We start from the raw sequence: 15,930 nt of genomic DNA, 5'->3' as shown, positions 1-15,930 counted from the left end.
TTTCATATCAATTAAAGAAGGTCGTAAATGGCTCTGGAAGCGGTATGAGCTGCTTCCTATTTTGCTAGAATGAAACAGCCCTGCCTTTACAAGGGGGACCACAGGGGGTTGTTACCCGCTTGCATTATCGGGGCTTGCCAGTACGGATTTGGTATCAGTAGTTTGGGAGATGGGGAATTTGGGAAAAACCCTAGCTATAATGGGAGAACGGAACAATACTACGAACAATCTATGTCTCCCGTTCTTCCTGCCAATCGGGTTACTTTGCGATCGCTCAAACAGCAATTGGGGTTACAATTCAATCCCGATCCCCAATTTTTTCCCGAAGGGTCGCAAACACATCCCCACCTAACTGAATTAGAACGGCAGTTATTGGATCGCGTCAAAGATAATTTTTGGGCGCTGATGGAAGACCCACCCATGTTAGAAAATAGCGTTAAAATGGTAGTGTTGGCACCATTGCTTGATTTGGCAGGATTTTACCGGAAACCCTTTCATATTGAGACAGAAACCAGTATCACCTTGGAAATGGAAGATGACGGCACGGTGATTCAAGGGAGAATTGACGTACTGGTGCAAAAAAATCGCCTTTGGTTGCTGGTTATTGAATCCAAATGCAGCGATTTTTCCGTAACGCGGGCAATCCCGCAAGCTTTAACCTATATGCTGGGAAATCCAGAAAGCGATCGCCCCACCTACGGCGCGATCGTTAATGGCAACGAGTTCTTATTTTTAAAAGCAATTCGCCAACCCACCTCCCAATACAGCAATTCGCGGCTGTTTTCCCTGCTCAACCCCGGAAATGACCTTTATGAGGTGTTGCAGGTTCTCAAACAGTTGGGGCAAGTGGTGGTTCGTTGGTGAGGAAAGGGCATCGGAGCATCGGAGCATCGGAGCATCGGAGCATCGGAGCATCGGGGCATCGGAGCATCGGAGCATCGGAGCATCGGGGCTTCAGATAAAACAACCAATTGTATCTCCCAGGCTCCCAGGCTCCCACGCTCCCACGCTCCCAGGCTCCCAGGCTCCCAGGCTCGATCGCTCGATCGCTCGATCGCAGCAACTACTGAGTCGATTCCGCTGGCACTGGCTCCATGGAATCTAACATTTGCCAAACCGTATCCATTAGCTTATCTAAGCCAACTTGAGTGACGGCGGAAATTTTAATAATGGGTAAGCGATCGCTTTGAGATGTTAGAATTTTTTCAAATTCAGCCGCGATCGCATCGATCGGTTCTTGGTCGTCGCCCAAAGCATCAATTTTATTCAAAACCAAAATTTGCGGGCGGTTTTCTAACCCATGTTCGTAAGCTTGCAACTCGGCTTGAATGGTGCGGTAATCGGCAACGGGGTCGAATGCCATCACATCTACCACATGCACCAGCAAACGGGTGCGTTCGATGTGGCGCAAAAAATCGTATCCCAAACCAACACCCAAATGCGCCCCTTCTACCAAACCAGGAATATCCGCAAAAACCGTACCGTCGCCGGTGGGTTTGCGTACCACGCCTAAATTCGGTACCAACGTGGTAAACGGATAATCGTTAATTTTGGGTTTGGCAGCCGACAACACCGAAAGTAGGGTGGATTTTCCCGCATTGGGCAACCCAATAATCCCCACTTCTGCCAGCAATTTCAACTCCAAACGCAAGCGCCGATATTGACCTTCCTTCCCTGGCAAGGCATATTCCGGTGCGCGATTGTGATTGCTGAGGAAATGTCGGTTTCCCAGTCCGCCTTTCCCTCCCTCTGCCACGCACAGGGTTTGACCGGGTTCGATTAAATCTCCCAAACACTCCCCCGTTTCCCCGTCATATACCACGGTACCGCAGGGAACTTCAATGAAGCGATCGCTTCCATTAGCTCCCGTGCGGTTGTTGGGTCCGCCACGCTGGCCTTTTTCGGCTTGGAATCGATAGGCGTATTGAAAATCTAGCAGCGTTTGCAGGTTTTCATCCGATCTCAAAATCACCGAACCGCCTCTGCCGCCGTTCCCACCAGCTGGACCGCCGGCTGGTACGTATTTTTCCCGCCGAAAGGTAACGATGCCGTCGCCGCCTTTTCCTGCTTGTACTTCAATGTCTGCTTGGTCGATAAATTGCATGGCTTAGCTAGTTGGAAACGTAGGGAAAAAAGGACGATTGCGATGTTTGTGGATGAAACTGGGTATACCAACTGGCTTTAACAGTACTTAGAAACATCCTCGCCGCACTCATCCGCAAGATAGGAAAGAGCGCGAAAGCGTAGGTTCACCAATTGGTCGTAGAGGGGATTGAGCTTGCATAGCGGTGGAATGTAGACAATTTTGTGTCCGAATAGCTTAATTTCCCGTTCAAAAGGACACTGGGCTGGTATCATTTTACACAGAAAACGTGCTACTTTGGGATCGTGTATTTCCAAACCCTCCAACCAGTCCCGTACGGGTCGCAGCAGATGCGGACGGGCTTGAGAAAGTTCTTGGGATTGGCTGTCTCGATCTGGTTGTTGGGATTGGGGGTCTTCCAGGGTTTCCCGTAAGGATTCTAAAGCCTGGACTCGCAATCCCAAAGCATCACAAAATTGATGCAGGATGTCGTCTTCACTAGGCGAATACACCCCATCCGCCAAGGCAACCATAACTGCCGTTCTCATGAAATTTTCGGCGACGTTGGGATTTTTCCCCAGAACCGCCCCAATTTCTTCTGGCTGGATGTTTTCTTGGGATTGGTAATTGGTATTCGGATCCACTTCCTGTTGGGTGACGCTGGCGATGAGTTCTTGCTCTTGTTCGTCAAAATGACCATCAACCCAAGCGACTTTTAGCAAGCCTCGCATCCAAGTGGAAATTTCTTCGCGGGTTTCTAGAGATTGCACAGCACCAGTCATAAAACTTTATCCTTTCTATCCTTCTTCAGCTCAAACGAAGACTACCATCAGCTACCCTAACTCGGATCCTTGCCCTTTGAAAACAGCTCAGAGGGCGCGATCGCCGATCTTGACCATTTTTTGTATTTTCTTTATAATTCTTAACAATCCATGGATAAAGAAAAATCTATAGATCCCACCAGACGCTGCGAGGATTCTTATCGATCCCCACAAAAATAAGGTGCTTTGCCCCCTTCCTACTTCCGAACCTAGAAAATTGGGTTTCGGGAAGGAGCAACGGCACCAAAATAGCAGCAGTTTTTTCAAAATGGCAGTTGTGCCATATCTATTAGTCGCTACCGGTAAAAATAACGTTGGGAAATTTATCTTGGGCAACGGTCATAGAGCGCCTTCTGCCTTCTTCCTGCCAGTAGTTAATCACTTCGGTGGCTTGGTTGAGCAGGTCTACCCGGTCAACTTCCGAAATCCAGTGTTTGGATTCCAGTTCGTTTTTTAGCTGTTCCCAAGCATCGTTGCGGGGCCAGAAAAAGTAAGATGTGAGAGGGCTGGTGCCTTTGCCCACTACCTGGTCAACGGCGATCGCGACGTTGCTTTCCAGCCAGAGAATTTTCAAGACAAATTTGGAAGAATGTTGCTGTTGCTGTTGTGCTTCCATGTTTGAGCAAAATAACGGTACAACCTTATTATTTTAAAACAAACCATTGGCAAACAACAATTTGCCTGTTTCGATCGACCAGCAGCATCTGGAGGAAAAATCTTGCAGCCCACACAGTCTTCTTTCGGGGATACTGCCACCAGCATTGTGGTTTTTGACATCGACGGCGTTTTGCGGGATGTTAGCCAATCCTACCGCCGCGCGATCGCGGATACCGTAGAATATTTTACCCAAAACGCCTACCGCCCCAGTTTAGAAGAAATCGACCGCCTCAAATCGGAAGGCATTTGGAACAACGACTGGGAAGCCTCCGCCGAACTGGTTTGCCGGTATGGAGAAGCACAGGGAAAATCCCGCGAACAAATCCAGTTAAACTTCCCCGAACTCATTGATTTTTTCCAATCTCGCTATCGCGGCGACAACGACCAACAGTGGAACGGTTACATCACCCAAGAACCCGTCTTGGTTACCGGTGAATACTTCCAAAACTTGCTGCAAGCGCAGATACCGTGGGGATTTTTTAGCGGTGCCATGCGTGCAGAAGCCGAATATTTGCTCCAAAAACATGTAGGCATTGCCCATCCCATTTTAATTGCCATGGAAGACGCACCGGGCAAACCCGATCCCAGGGGATTGTTCCTCGTCTGCCAACAACTGCAACAGCGATATAACTTCACCAACCATCCTCCAGTGATTTACGTCGGCGATACGGTAGGCGATATGTATGTGGTGCAGCAAGCACGCCGTCAAGACAGTTCCCGCGAATGGATTGGGGTTGGTGTATTGCCTCCCCACGCCCAAACCGATACCGAAAACCGCCACCGCTATACCGAAAAATTGCAGCAAGCGGGGGCGGCTGTGGTGTTGGAACAAGTATTGGATTTAACGCCAGATGCCATTGAAAAATTAATTGCCGATAACGATGCCAAATCCGCCAATCAAAACCACATTTAGAATCGTCGGGTGGGCAAGGCACACCCTACTAAAACGGTTTTTTTTTTCAATTTGGGGTTTATGCTGTAGAGCGGATTTGGCATGGTGCCTTTATTCTATATTTTGAAATCGTTCCAATGCATTGGCAATGGTGGGCGGCCAGCGGCGCACTTGTCGCACCCAATCCATATCCCGATAGCGCGCATCCAAACCAACTGCTGCATACCAGTGGCTTTCAGCTTCTCCCAGACTACCTTGTTCCCACAAAGCTGCTGTCAACGCCGCACGCATATCGGCAAATTTGGGATATTTGCGCACGAGATTGCGCAACTCGCGAATGGCTTGTTGGGTTTTGCCCAGTTCGTAAAGTGCCAATGTATGATTGGCTCTAGCAAAGGCATATTCCGGTGCCAAATCCACCGCCTTTTGGTAGTCGTCGGCAGCTTCTTGCCACTGCAAAGCACCGGCTTTGGCATTACCACGATTGTTGTAGGCGATGGGATCGTCTGGGGTGATTTCTAAAACTTGATTGTAATCCGCGATCGCTTTTTCCCATTTTTGCAATCTTTCCCAAGCAATGCCACGGTTGAGATAGGCATCGGGTGCTTGGGGATACAATTCTATGGCACGATTGTAATCTGCGATCGCTTCTCGAACCCGATTTTGCGACAGGCGAGCGTTGCCGCGATTGCTCCACAAAGCCGGATTGTTGGGCAGTTTGTCGATTGATTGGCTCCAATACCGTTCGGCTTCCGCAAAATTGCCAGCTTGGGTAGCCGTCAACGCTTGCTCTACCAAGTCTTCTACGGTTTCGATATCTTCTTGTTGCACTTGTTCGGTTGGTGTGGCTGTGGGTTCAGCCATTGCCGATGCGGTTGGCAATATCCAAATGCTACCAACCAATAGCCAAAATCCGAAAAAAGCGATCGCTACGTTTCGCATAATCTCCCTTCCATCTGGTTTTGGGTGCTAGAAACATTTTTTAATATCTTTTTGAGTCTAGCAAGAGATGGTGATTCCTGGCAGGGGTTAAATCGGATAGTAGCGATGGAACAAAATGACCACACTAGAACTTAAAACGAAGATGAGATACAAAACAGCCGCCGGCTGCCATATCCTATCGGCTATCGGTAGCTGCCAACGACGGTTCGCCAATAAAAACAAAACCAAAGGGAAAATCGGGAAAAAATAACGTCCTTGAACCCCTTTAATTTCTTCACCGCCTACAGCAGTCCATGCAAAAAACATGGAAACATAAACCAAGAAGAAAATACCAATTATAACAAAAAACGTCCCCACTTTTTGCCACCAGTGTATAAAAAATTGGGCGCGATCGCTAGCAAGAGCACCCCCCAGCAAAGCCACAATGTAAGGAATCCAGAGAAAACCAGGTAACGGCGTATCCAACCATCCCAATATCCCCACAATTTGATGCAGGTAAAAATCCACATCTTCATCAAAATCCTTCCAAACCATCCCAACAAATTCCATCGGATTTTCTACAATAAAAGTTAGCTGCTTGGCTGGATCGATGGGAATGTCTCCCCTCGCAGGGGTAAAAACGCTATTAGCAATAGAACTCCAGATGAAAGCAACCACAAACACTGCGATAATAACAATACCGGCAGCACCAAAGTATCTTTTGGTATTTCCCAGTTTGTGACGGGGAATGAGGAAAAATAGAAAAATTAAAGGGAAATATACTTGTTTGCATAGGGAAACTGCCATGCCTAAAATCGTTAATTCGGCTAGATTCCATGCTGTTAGTTTTTGCGAACGAAAAGCATAGTGCCAACAAGTCGCCACCAACAAGAAAGCAAGTGCCAATAATATGCTATCCGCCGATAGGGAACTGCGCAAAAAAACCGCCATTGGTGTTAGGGCTAAAAAAACAAAAGCCCATTTCATCAAAGGGAGTCTGACAATTGCCCAAAATGTAATTCCCGTAGCCGCCATCCAAGCAAAAACCCTACCCAAATACATTAAAAGTAAAGGCGGGGCGTGAAAAAATTTGCCCAGGGTTATGCCGATGCTTTGGGGCAAATAAGGAACGGGGCTATATAAAGCGGTATTGGAAAATCCCAAAAACGTTTTTTGAGAAGGCTGTAAAGGAATTTGCCAAGATTCTCGAAATCTTTCTAGGGTGGCTTTGCGTTCTGGATGAAAATTTAGCTCAGACCAAGAAGCAAAACAGTAAGGCAAACTTTTTGGTAGCATACCACCGGTGTAAACCCCTTTTCTGCTAGACATCCACTGTTTTTCAGGAATAAAATTTAATTCAGATACTTGATAAGTTCTTAAAAAATGGGCGGGTTCGTCGGGAATTTGAAACGGTGGAACAACCAATAGAAAAATTGTTCCAAATACCAAACTCAAAATGAGAAAAGCATGTTCTGGTTGGCGGTAAAATTTCGTCCAAGAAAACGAGCGCAAATTTGACCTTTGCATAAAAATAGCGTTTTTAGATAGATGGCACACAATGGGAAACTACAGTTTTTTATATCGAACACTAGTTTCGTTTGATTCTATACGCTATCTGTGTATTTTGGTTATATTCCATAATAGCGATCGCTCAAAATCACCAAACTTGCACTTAATACGAATATTAAATAAAGAACCAATATCAGTTTCCATGTTTTATCTGGCAATGGCACTTGCCACCGATGGTTCACCAACAGAAAAGGAAACAGAGGCAAAAAAGGATAAAAATATCGTCCTTGTATGCCGATGATATTATCTGCGTCAACCCCCGTCCAAGACATAAAAATCGATACGTATACTAAAAAAAAGCCACCGAAAATCACTGCTAAAGTTCCCAGCTTTTGCCATCGATAAACGGGGATTTTATGGGGATTGTCAGTTAGAAAAACAATAGAAAACAAAACCAAATAGGAAATCCATAAAAAATTTGGCAGCGGCGTATCTAACCATCCAAGAACGCCAACCATTTGATGAAGATAAAAATCAATATCGTTGCGCAAATCTGTTAAAATCATTACTAGGAATTTGACAGGATTGGCTACAATAAAAGCAAACTGTTGCTCCGGATCGATTTCTACATCAAATCTGGACGGTACGTAGATATCTTTAACCACCCAACTCCACAGAAAAGCTGCCAACAAGGAAGTAACAATCACGGTACTAGCCGTTAAGAGATATTTTTTCGTATTGCCCAGTTTGCGGATGGGAATGAGAAAAAATAAAAATACCAAAGGAAAGTATACCTGTTTGCATAGAACGATCGCACTTCCTACAATGAGTAATTCAGCAATTTTACCGTCTATTCGTTTTCGATCGCGATCGCGAAAAGCCAAATCCAAACAACGAGCTACAAACAAAAAAGAAAGGGCAATTAACATACTATCAGCCGACAGAGAACTCCGCAAAAAAATAGCCATCGGCGTCAGAGACAAAAAAACAAACGCCCATTTCAGAAATGGTACTATCGCAATTGCGCGAAATGTAATTCCAATAGCAGCTATCCCGGCAAACAATCTACCCAAATACATTAAAATTAGAGGAGGAACATGAAAAAATTTTCCTAAGGCAATTCCGATACTTTGCGGAAAATAAGGAACCGGACTATATAAAGCGGAATTGGAAAACCAAGTCAACTTTTTCTGGGAAGGCTGCAAGGGAATTTGCCAAGAATTTTGAAATAATTCTAATATTGCTTTGCGTTCTACGTGAAAAGGTAAATCCAACCAACCGTAAAAAACTTGGCTGACGCTTTCTGGCAGCATACCACCCACGATGCCATCTTTTTTTTGGGCAACTAGATCGAATTGGCTGACCTGATAAGCCCGCAAAAAATGAGCGGGTTCGTCAGGAATTTGAAAAGGCGGCACTACCAGTAAAAAAATTATCCCAAAAACCAAGGATAAAATTAGAAAAGCGGATTCGGGTTGGCGATAAAATTGTTGCCAAGAAAACTTGCCAAGTTCCTGTGGGTACATTTTTTGCTTCTATGCCAATAAAAAATTGCGATCGAACGCTGCCAAGCTAGGTAAATGCGACCGTCAACAGATAACTATTATTGCTCTATTGAAGAACTTTGTAGACGAGTTTTTGCTTTTGGAGAGTTGCCAAAACGTTCGCTGGGTTTTTCCGCAAAAGAATACAACTTGTGACCAGTAAAACTTAACACTGCCACGCAAGCTGCACTCACCAGACGAGACCAGGTGGGATGCCACTGCAATTCGTTCACCAAAAGTTGTAGCAAACCTAAATTTGCCAATAAACTGTTGGTCGCGATCGCGGCAAACACTACATATTGTACCAGCCAATTTTGCCAGTAAATGCCAAACACAAAACGACGACTCAGCCAGAAATTGGTACTCATTCCCACCAAATAACTAATACACAACGCCCATACATACCACAAACCCGACTGGGTCAAAATCGCAAACACCAACACATCCACAATCGTCGCCGCCCCACCAGTAAACAAATAACTGGTAAACTGATAGCCTAACTGGCGCAACAGACCGCGTTTGCGTTTGGGTTGGTTTTGATTGCTGGCAGTGGTTTTAGCGTCAGCGGATGCCTCTTCTACATATTCGCTATCGGTATTGACCGACCAAAGATCGTGTTTTTGCGGCGCGATCGCATTTTCCGCTGCTAAAATGCCCATTAGCAAACTGTGGTCCTGATTGTTGTATTTAAACGAACCGTAACGACCAATCAGTTGCAGGTTTTCAAACCCTTCAAAATAAGCCTGAATATTTTCCAACGCCACCTTATAATTACCCGCATAAAGGGGATACGTACGTGGTAAGCGTACCACAAACCCATCCGAAACCCGTTCGTTGCCCAACAAACCAATGGTTCTCAGTTCCGTCTCCGCCTGCTGCCGCAACTGCGCTTCATCCATTTGCCACAACTCATCGTCAAAATTACACCAATACTCGCAACACAAAGGCGTTTGCCAGTCATTGGGCAACATATCCGGCGACCAATTGGCAAAATTGCTAATTCGCCCTAACTTCACCCGATTGTCGTGGATATACAGCCAGTTATCGGGAAACAAATCTCCCCTATCCACAATTAAATACACCAAAACCGTATTGCGGAACTTCAAAGATTTCGCATGTTCGATAATGGGCTGGGGTGGGGCTTCATCTAGCTGTTTCAGCAACACCGTAATGGGAATCGAGGAAATCACCTGGCTGCAGGGAACTGTTTTGCTTTCGTTGGTGTCGCGATCGCGTAAAGTAATATAAGTAACTTTACCTTGTTCTTGGTGAACCTTCGTCACTTCTGTATTCAGCAATACCTGCTGGTCGTGGCGATGCAGAAATTCCACAATTTTTTCGTATAGCTGACCGGAACCCAAACGAGGAAACTGGAACTGGTCAACCAAACTTTTTACCTTACCATCGTTTCCCAACAACGCATTGCGGGCAGCTTTCATCAGCGACAACCCCTTAATTCGCTGGGAAGCCCAATCAGCGCTAATTTCCGTACAGGGAACCCCCCACAACTTTTCCGTATAACTTTTAAAGAACATTTCAAACAACCGCCGCCCAAATTTATTGGTCACCCATTGGGCAAAATTGCCCGGCTGGCGGTAGGGAAACAAACGCGCCCAAAAATATGAAGTGAGAATGCGGAAATTTTCTTGAATCCCCAGTACAGAAAGAACTTCTTTGGCTTTTAATGGATAGGAAAGATATTTGCCCCTATAATAAATACGTGTCAGGCGATTCACCGTAACTTGTTCTGTTCCCAAAACTTCATCCCAAAGCCGCAAAACCGGTGCTAGTTTGGTATAAAAGCGATGGGGACCAAAATCGAGAATAAAATTTTTATAGGTTATACTTTTGGCTAACCCTCCTACTTGGGATTCCCGTTCCACAACGACAACAGAATATCCGTGTTTGGTCAAACTGTAGGCTGCTGCCAATCCCGCAGGACCAGCGCCTAAAATATATATAGGTTGCGATTCCATCACACCACCAAAAGATCGACGATTGAAACAAAATATTGATATTGGAGATATATTACTTCATTTTTTTGAGCCTTCAGTCTAATAGGAAGAAATCATTTGTAAAATTTATTAACCAGTCGCGCTTTGGAGAAAATACTTATTTTTCTTCGTATAAAGGAAATATAAAAAAATTTGTATCTCTGGAATATACGAATTTTATTTGAATTGCATTTGCATCACCTAAGTTTCCCCTTGATGGAAATTCGACCATATCTCGACAGTTGCTAATTCCCGCATTCTAGGTAGTGGAGAAACTTTGACGATACTGCAACGAACAGTTTTTTAAGAAAATTCCCCTAAAATTCTAAATGCAACTGCGTATCGGGTGGGGTATACCCCAAATGCTGCCAAGCTGCCGGGGAAATTAGGCGACCTCTGGGGGTTCGTTGCAGGTAGCCGATTTGTAGCAAGTACGGTTCGTAAACTTCTTCAATGGTTTGACTATCTTCTCCCGTTGCTGCCGCCAACGTTTCCAATCCCACTGGACCCCCTTGAAAGTTTTCGATGGCTATGGTTAGCAGGTGTCGGTCGGTCCAATCCAAACCTTTGGGGTCTACTTGGAACAATTCTAAAGCCACTCGGGCAACTTCGGCGGTAATGGTTCCCGATGCTTTGACTTGGGCGTAATCCCGTACCCGTTTTAACAGCCGATTGGCGATGCGAGGGGTTCCCCGGGCGCGTTGGGCAATTTCTAGCGACCCTTCGGGGGTGAGAGGGGTTTGTAGAATTTCTGCGGTTCGCCGTAAAATTTGGTCGAGTTCTTCGATTTCATAAAATTTTAGCCGATGCAATGTCCCAAAGCGATCGCGCAACGGTGAAGTCAAAGCCCCAACTCGAGTTGTTGCCCCCACCAAGGTAAATGGATTTAAAGAAATGCTGCGGTTGCGGGCACTTTTGCCTTTGCCCACGGTAATATCTACCCGATAGTCTTCCATCGCCGGATAGAGAATTTCTTCGGTGATGCGGGGCAGGCGGTGAATTTCATCTACGAATAAAATATCGCCGGGTTGCAAATTCACCAACAATCCCACAATATCCCGGGGGCGTTCTAAGGCGGGGGCTGTGGTAATTTTACAATTAACCCCCATTTCCTGGGCTAAAATTAGCGCCATGGTGGTTTTTCCCAAGCCTGGGGGTCCGTACAATAACAGGTGGTCTAGGGCTTCCTGGCGGGATTTGGCGGCTTGAATGGAGATATGGAGGAGTTCTTTTAGGTCTTTTTGCCCGATATAATCGTCAAAATGTTGCGGTCGCAGCCCTTCTTCTGGGGAAATTTGGTTTTGTTCGTCTTCGGTGGCTTCTGCTTGTACTAGAGAAGCGTTTTTTTCGCTGGCTGCATAGTCACCGCTGGCTTCTTGCAAGCGGTCTTTTGCCGGTTTCTTTTTTTTGTGGTTGGAATGGGGAGAGGGATTGGCGGAGGAAATAATAGCCATAACAATTCCCGAAATGCGATTGCTTCAATGGCGTGGGTTATGCTGGTAGCATATCCTGCAACACTTCTTTGACGGTTTCGGGCATGACGCGATCGCTGATGGTGGCTTGTCCAATTTTTTCGGGTAAGATAAAACGCACTTTGCCCGCTTGTACTTTTTTATCTTTTTGTAGGGTAGCCACAATTTCGTCAATATTCAATCCCGCCGGCAGTTGGGTGGGCAATCCAGCTTTTTCAATGATGGCATACTGGCGGCGATCGCTTTGCGGATCCCACATTCCCATTTTGGCGGCAATGCGACTGGCGGCAACCATGCCAATGGCAACAGCTTCTCCGTGGTTGACTCCTTGATAGTGGGTGAGGGTTTCGATGGCATGGGCAATGGTATGTCCGTAGTTTAAAATAGCGCGCAAACCGGCTTCTTTTTCGTCTTTGGCGACCACATCGGCTTTGCTTTGTACCGAACGGGATAAAATAATTTCCAACAGGTCGTGGCTTAAATGGACGAAGCTATCCAAACGCTGGGCTTTTTCTAGCTGTAAGAACAATTCTACATCCCAGATAATGCCGTATTTGATAACTTCCGCCATGCCAGCGCGAAATTCCCTTTCTGGTAAGGTTTGCAACACATCTGGGTCGATGGCAACCAAACGCGGTTGGTAAAAAGCCCCGATTAAGTTTTTGCCTTGGGGATGGTTCACGCCGGTTTTGCCGCCTACCGAAGCATCCACCATGGCTAGCAAGCTGGTGGGTACTTGTACGAAGTGAATGCCCCGCAGCCAGGTAGCAGCAGCGAATCCGGTCATATCGCCAACGACACCACCGCCTAACGCTACCATGGTAGACGATCGCTCCAAACGATGGTCTAGGGCAGCGTCGTAAATTTGGGAGATGGAATCGAGGGTTTTGTAAGCTTCGCCATCGGGGAGTTGGTAGGTGGCAACGTCAAATCCTGATGCTTGTAAAGATGCGATCGCGCGATCGCCGTAATGGGGGAAAATGGTTTGGTTGGAAACCAACAACACTTTTTTGCCCGGGTTGAGTTCTGCCAAATACGAACCTAAACGGTCTAACATCCCGGGAACAATATGAATGGGATAGCTATTATCGGGCAGGGATACGGAAATGGTCGTAGACATGGCATTGCTTTGATAGGGGGTCCGAAACCAGAAGCGATCGAACCAGAGAAGAGAAAAAAAGCCATTCGCTTGCTATCCCGTTCCCCAGTTCGCAAACAGCGTTGCAGGCTATTTATTATATAGCAATTTGGTTTCCTTCAAAAGCGTTATTGCTAGCAATCTTGCCGGGAGAAAAGATTTTTTAAAAAACAATAAAAGATGTAAATAACCAATACAGATTTCTCAATTGCGGCTAGCAATGCGGCACGATGAAAGAAAATAAGCACGATGTCCACCAGTGTTTTTTTGACGGAGAGAGGGTTATGGATAGCAATGAGTTATTAAGAAAGTATAAGAGCGGAGAAAGAAATTTTAAGGAAGTTTCCTTGCCAGGGGCTAATTTGATTGGTACCCATCTAGAACAAATTCATTTATCCCGCGCCCACCTGGAAAACGCTTCTTTTGCCCGCGGTAATTTGTCTCGGGCATTTTTGGTAGGTGCCAACCTTTGCAATGCTTTTTTGTACGGTACGGATTTGAGCTTTGCTAAGTTACAAGATTGTTTGCTGCGTTCTGCTGATTTAACCAAGGCAAATTTAAAAGGGGCACAGCTGGAACGGGCTGACCTACGGGATGCCAAACTCAGCGGCGCGATTTTAACTTGGGTGAGTTTTTATCGAGCCAATCTGTCGCGGGTGAATTTATGCGGTGCCAATTTAACGGGGATTAATTTCCGTGCTGCTAACCTTAGCGGTGCCAACCTCAACTGGGCGAATCTCAGCGAAGCCAAACTCAGTGGTGCCATTTTGCAGGGGGCTCAGTTAAATGGGGTAAAACTCAGCGGTGCCTTTCTCAATGGGATTAGCTTGGAAGGGGTAGACTTTAGTGGATTAGACTTGAGTGGGGTCAAAATGAGCGGCGTTAGACTGCACGGCATTGATTTTACTGGTGCCGATCTCAGCGAGGCAAGAATTCGGGTTGCCGATGTGGATGAAGGAATTCTTAAAAAAGCCGATTTGCACGATAGCCAACTCAAGGATACGCACTTTAGCGAGGCAAATCTCATGAAAACGGATTTTGCCAATGCCCAGCTGCAACATGCGGATTTGCGGGGGGCAAATTTAAATTTGGCGAATTTTGCGGAAGCCGATCTCAGGGGAGCGAATCTCAGCGGTGCGTATCTTTGGGGCACCAATCTCGAAGGTGCGTGTTTGCATGGAGCTAATTTGCGGGAGGCGAGCTTGCGGGATGCTTGTTTGTTAGATGCCGATTTAACCGATGCCGATCTCACGAATGCTACGCTACCGGAAAATTATACCTTGGCTTCGTAATGGATTTGGTTGGGAAAGGGAGAATTTCCCCTATTGTAGCGATCGCGCGTAGTTCTCCTCTTTCCCAGATGAAGCTTGGAAGGGCTTTCAAAGTTCGGTGTCGATACTGTCGGCGGTAAGGGGAACGATATTGCCACGTACGGTAAATCCAAGTAACATGGGGTCTTGCGGTGCGATCGCTGTGCCCGTGAGCGCACAGCGTTCTTCTCTTTGGGCAGTGGCAGGAATGGTGGCACGAATATCATCTTTAGAAACTTGAGGCGTGTATTCGCCGGATTTTTCTTGGATGTAGCTCCACAAAACCTCTCGAATTAAAGCCTGGTAGCCTTGATTTCCCGCAAGAAATTTTAATTTTTCCTTTAAAGCTTTTTCCAGGCGAATGCTTGTTACTTCCATTTCTGTGGTGGATGTGTGTGTTATGGTTCGCATGGGAGTTCCTCCTGTAAAAATTCTGTCAACATCGTTGGGTAGCATACTACAATTGTAGTATTGTACGGCGAAAATATAGCAAAAGAACGCTCGATCCGGTCGGACAATGGTAGAAAACTAGAAACTGGCAGAATCAGAACCAAAGTTCGTAGCCAACCCCAAAATTTTCTAGTTGTTCAATAGTAGCGGGAAATTGTCAGCTCCCCCAGCTGAAGCACGGGGGGTTGTTCATGCCTGCAGCTTCAGGTAGCTGACCAGCCTAAGTCTTAACGAACTGACTACGTTTTTAAGGTGAATTTTTCTCTGAAAGTCTCTGCAGCCACGATGGGTGAATGCCGTACGATCGGCATCGCTCCGTCTGTAGATTTAGGGATCTGGTTCTCCCCTGCCGATTCTAGGTTATAAGTAAAAATGCTGGTTTTTGTCCTCGTCGTTAATACATTGCTATCGCTATTGGGATTTTACCTGGCTTGGAAAATTTGGCAGGTAGGTCGTACATTGGGAAATGTAGCCGATACCGTTGCCAGAGCCGAACGCAGTACCCATAACGGGTTGCGCCAATCTCCTGGTGCGATCGCCCTAGCCGAACAGGGAACGGGGCGTTTGCGGGAAAAATACCGGCAACTCAACTGGCAACTGCAACAATTGCAAAAAATTGTATCGGTATTGAGAAACCTACAGAAATTTTGGCAGCAGCGATCCTCGCGATCGCGGCGATATACTCGCAAATCTTGGTAGAATGCAGCCAATGCCTCAATCAGCTGTTCAACCAACCAACCAATTATTACAATGTCTAAGAAACGCTATGGGGCCTTTCTCGGAGGCATGCTGGTAGGAACTGTAGCTGGTGCGGCAACCGGTATTTGGCTATCGTCGCGCCGCCGCCAGCGCCTGCGGTATTTGGCTCGCAAATCCAGCGCCGCCATACCAGAACTTGCCGAAGATATGTCCACCAGCATGCAATTGCGTGCCAACCGGATTTCCCATGTCGTCCATCGCCGTTGGGATAGCTTCCTCGGGCGATTGCAAGAAGCGATCGCTGTGGGAATGGAAGTGGCGCAAGAAGAATGGCAAACCAACGAACCAGCCGACGACACCGACGGTATCGAACCGGCCGACACATCTCCAGACGAACAGTCGGCGAAAACGCCTGCTAGCGAAAACCTGTTGCGCTAGGA

At 46.5% G+C, this 15,930-nt stretch carries 15 protein-coding genes; 5 read left to right on the top strand and 10 right to left on the bottom strand.

The window, feature by feature from the left end:
* Nucleotides 1-231: 231 nt before the first annotated feature.
* Complete coding sequence (locus AS151_RS11490) at nt 232-864, top strand: type I restriction endonuclease (RefSeq protein ID WP_071517200.1); 633 nt, start codon at nt 232-234, stop codon at nt 862-864.
* Between the two features lie 199 nt (nt 865-1,063).
* Here the strand turns inward: AS151_RS11490 and obgE are convergent, their stop codons facing one another.
* The 3 genes from obgE to AS151_RS11475 form a co-directional block, all read right to left on the bottom strand.
* On the bottom strand, nt 1,064-2,104 hold the full coding sequence (gene obgE / locus AS151_RS11485; RefSeq protein ID WP_071517192.1) for a GTPase ObgE: 1,041 nt from the start codon (nt 2,102-2,104) through the stop codon (nt 1,064-1,066).
* A 77-nt stretch (nt 2,105-2,181) separates the two neighbouring features.
* Nucleotides 2,182-2,865, bottom strand: a complete 684-nt coding sequence (locus tag AS151_RS11480) for a Mo-dependent nitrogenase C-terminal domain-containing protein (RefSeq protein ID WP_071517191.1) — start codon at nt 2,863-2,865, stop codon at nt 2,182-2,184.
* A 328-nt stretch (nt 2,866-3,193) separates the two neighbouring features.
* On the bottom strand, nt 3,194-3,520 hold the full coding sequence (locus tag AS151_RS11475; protein WP_071517190.1) for a 30S ribosomal protein PSRP-3: 327 nt from the start codon (nt 3,518-3,520) through the stop codon (nt 3,194-3,196).
* A 102-nt stretch (nt 3,521-3,622) separates the two neighbouring features.
* Here AS151_RS11475 and AS151_RS11470 point away from each other — a divergent pair, with 102 nt between their 5' ends.
* On the top strand, nt 3,623-4,474 hold the full coding sequence (locus AS151_RS11470; protein WP_170861375.1) for a TIGR01548 family HAD-type hydrolase: 852 nt from the start codon (nt 3,623-3,625) through the stop codon (nt 4,472-4,474).
* Between the two features lie 90 nt (nt 4,475-4,564).
* Here the strand turns inward: AS151_RS11470 and AS151_RS11465 are convergent, their stop codons facing one another.
* The 6 genes from AS151_RS11465 to aroB all read right to left on the bottom strand — a co-directional run bounded on the left by AS151_RS11465 (nt 4,565) and on the right by aroB (nt 13,013).
* Entirely contained in the window at nt 4,565-5,317 is a 753-nt protein-coding gene (locus tag AS151_RS11465) for a tetratricopeptide repeat protein (RefSeq protein WP_139240627.1), read from the bottom strand.
* A gap of 165 nt (nt 5,318-5,482) precedes the next feature.
* Nucleotides 5,483-6,901 (bottom strand): DUF2142 domain-containing protein, encoded by a 1,419-nt coding sequence (locus AS151_RS11460; protein ID WP_084639532.1) that lies wholly within the window; start codon nt 6,899-6,901, stop codon nt 5,483-5,485.
* 101 nt (nt 6,902-7,002) lie between these two features.
* Complete coding sequence (locus AS151_RS11455; RefSeq protein WP_071517187.1) at nt 7,003-8,409, bottom strand: DUF2142 domain-containing protein; 1,407 nt, start codon at nt 8,407-8,409, stop codon at nt 7,003-7,005.
* A 77-nt stretch (nt 8,410-8,486) separates the two neighbouring features.
* Entirely contained in the window at nt 8,487-10,403 is a 1,917-nt protein-coding gene (locus AS151_RS11450) for a GtrA family protein (RefSeq protein WP_071517186.1), read from the bottom strand.
* A gap of 335 nt (nt 10,404-10,738) precedes the next feature.
* On the bottom strand, nt 10,739-11,875 hold the full coding sequence (ruvB, locus tag AS151_RS11445) for a Holliday junction branch migration DNA helicase RuvB (protein ID WP_071517185.1): 1,137 nt from the start codon (nt 11,873-11,875) through the stop codon (nt 10,739-10,741).
* 37 nt (nt 11,876-11,912) lie between these two features.
* Entirely contained in the window at nt 11,913-13,013 is a 1,101-nt protein-coding gene (gene aroB, locus AS151_RS11440; protein WP_071517184.1) for a 3-dehydroquinate synthase, read from the bottom strand.
* 302 nt (nt 13,014-13,315) lie between these two features.
* Between aroB and AS151_RS11435 the strand changes: the two genes are divergently transcribed.
* A complete protein-coding gene (locus tag AS151_RS11435; protein WP_071517198.1) occupies nt 13,316-14,323 on the top strand; it encodes a pentapeptide repeat-containing protein in 1,008 nt (335 codons plus the stop codon).
* An 87-nt stretch (nt 14,324-14,410) separates the two neighbouring features.
* Here the strand turns inward: AS151_RS11435 and AS151_RS11430 are convergent, their stop codons facing one another.
* A complete protein-coding gene (locus tag AS151_RS11430; RefSeq protein WP_071517183.1) occupies nt 14,411-14,752 on the bottom strand; it encodes a hypothetical protein in 342 nt (113 codons plus the stop codon).
* Nucleotides 14,753-15,163: 411 nt separating this feature from the next.
* On the opposite strand from AS151_RS11430, the gene AS151_RS11425 reads away from it, so the two are divergent.
* Both AS151_RS11425 and AS151_RS11420 read left to right on the top strand, forming a co-directional pair.
* Entirely contained in the window at nt 15,164-15,490 is a 327-nt protein-coding gene (locus tag AS151_RS11425) for a hypothetical protein (RefSeq protein ID WP_071517182.1), read from the top strand.
* A gap of 51 nt (nt 15,491-15,541) precedes the next feature.
* Entirely contained in the window at nt 15,542-15,928 is a 387-nt protein-coding gene (locus AS151_RS11420) for a hypothetical protein (protein WP_071517181.1), read from the top strand.
* The last annotated feature ends 2 nt before the right edge of the window (nt 15,929-15,930 follow it).

Source organism: Geitlerinema sp. PCC 9228, assembly GCF_001870905.1.
Taxonomy (GTDB): Bacteria; Cyanobacteriota; Cyanobacteriia; order Cyanobacteriales; family PCC-9228; genus PCC-9228.
This window is presented reverse-complemented; position numbering and strand designations above follow the sequence as displayed.

What these genes read in the sequence shown, in the direction of transcription:
- AS151_RS11490 (WP_071517200.1), top strand. Translation starts at nt 232, where the DNA reads ATGTCTCCCGTTCTTCCTGCCAATCGGGTTACTTTGCGATCGCTCAAA.
- obgE (WP_071517192.1), bottom strand. Translation starts at nt 2,104, where the DNA reads ATGCAATTTATCGACCAAGCAGACATTGAAGTACAAGCAGGAAAAGGC.
- AS151_RS11480 (WP_071517191.1), bottom strand. Translation starts at nt 2,865, where the DNA reads ATGACTGGTGCTGTGCAATCTCTAGAAACCCGCGAAGAAATTTCCACT.
- AS151_RS11475 (WP_071517190.1), bottom strand. Translation starts at nt 3,520, where the DNA reads ATGGAAGCACAACAGCAACAGCAACATTCTTCCAAATTTGTCTTGAAA.
- AS151_RS11465 (WP_139240627.1), bottom strand. Translation starts at nt 5,317, where the DNA reads ATGGCTGAACCCACAGCCACACCAACCGAACAAGTGCAACAAGAAGAT.
- AS151_RS11460 (WP_084639532.1), bottom strand. Translation starts at nt 6,901, where the DNA reads ATGCAAAGGTCAAATTTGCGCTCGTTTTCTTGGACGAAATTTTACCGC.
- AS151_RS11455 (WP_071517187.1), bottom strand. Translation starts at nt 8,409, where the DNA reads ATGTACCCACAGGAACTTGGCAAGTTTTCTTGGCAACAATTTTATCGC.
- AS151_RS11450 (WP_071517186.1), bottom strand. Translation starts at nt 10,403, where the DNA reads ATGGAATCGCAACCTATATATATTTTAGGCGCTGGTCCTGCGGGATTG.
- ruvB (WP_071517185.1), bottom strand. Translation starts at nt 11,875, where the DNA reads ATGGCTATTATTTCCTCCGCCAATCCCTCTCCCCATTCCAACCACAAA.
- aroB (WP_071517184.1), bottom strand. Translation starts at nt 13,013, where the DNA reads ATGTCTACGACCATTTCCGTATCCCTGCCCGATAATAGCTATCCCATT.
- AS151_RS11435 (WP_071517198.1), top strand. Translation starts at nt 13,316, where the DNA reads ATGGATAGCAATGAGTTATTAAGAAAGTATAAGAGCGGAGAAAGAAAT.
- AS151_RS11430 (WP_071517183.1), bottom strand. Translation starts at nt 14,752, where the DNA reads ATGCGAACCATAACACACACATCCACCACAGAAATGGAAGTAACAAGC.
- AS151_RS11425 (WP_071517182.1), top strand. Translation starts at nt 15,164, where the DNA reads ATGCTGGTTTTTGTCCTCGTCGTTAATACATTGCTATCGCTATTGGGA.
- AS151_RS11420 (WP_071517181.1), top strand. Translation starts at nt 15,542, where the DNA reads ATGTCTAAGAAACGCTATGGGGCCTTTCTCGGAGGCATGCTGGTAGGA.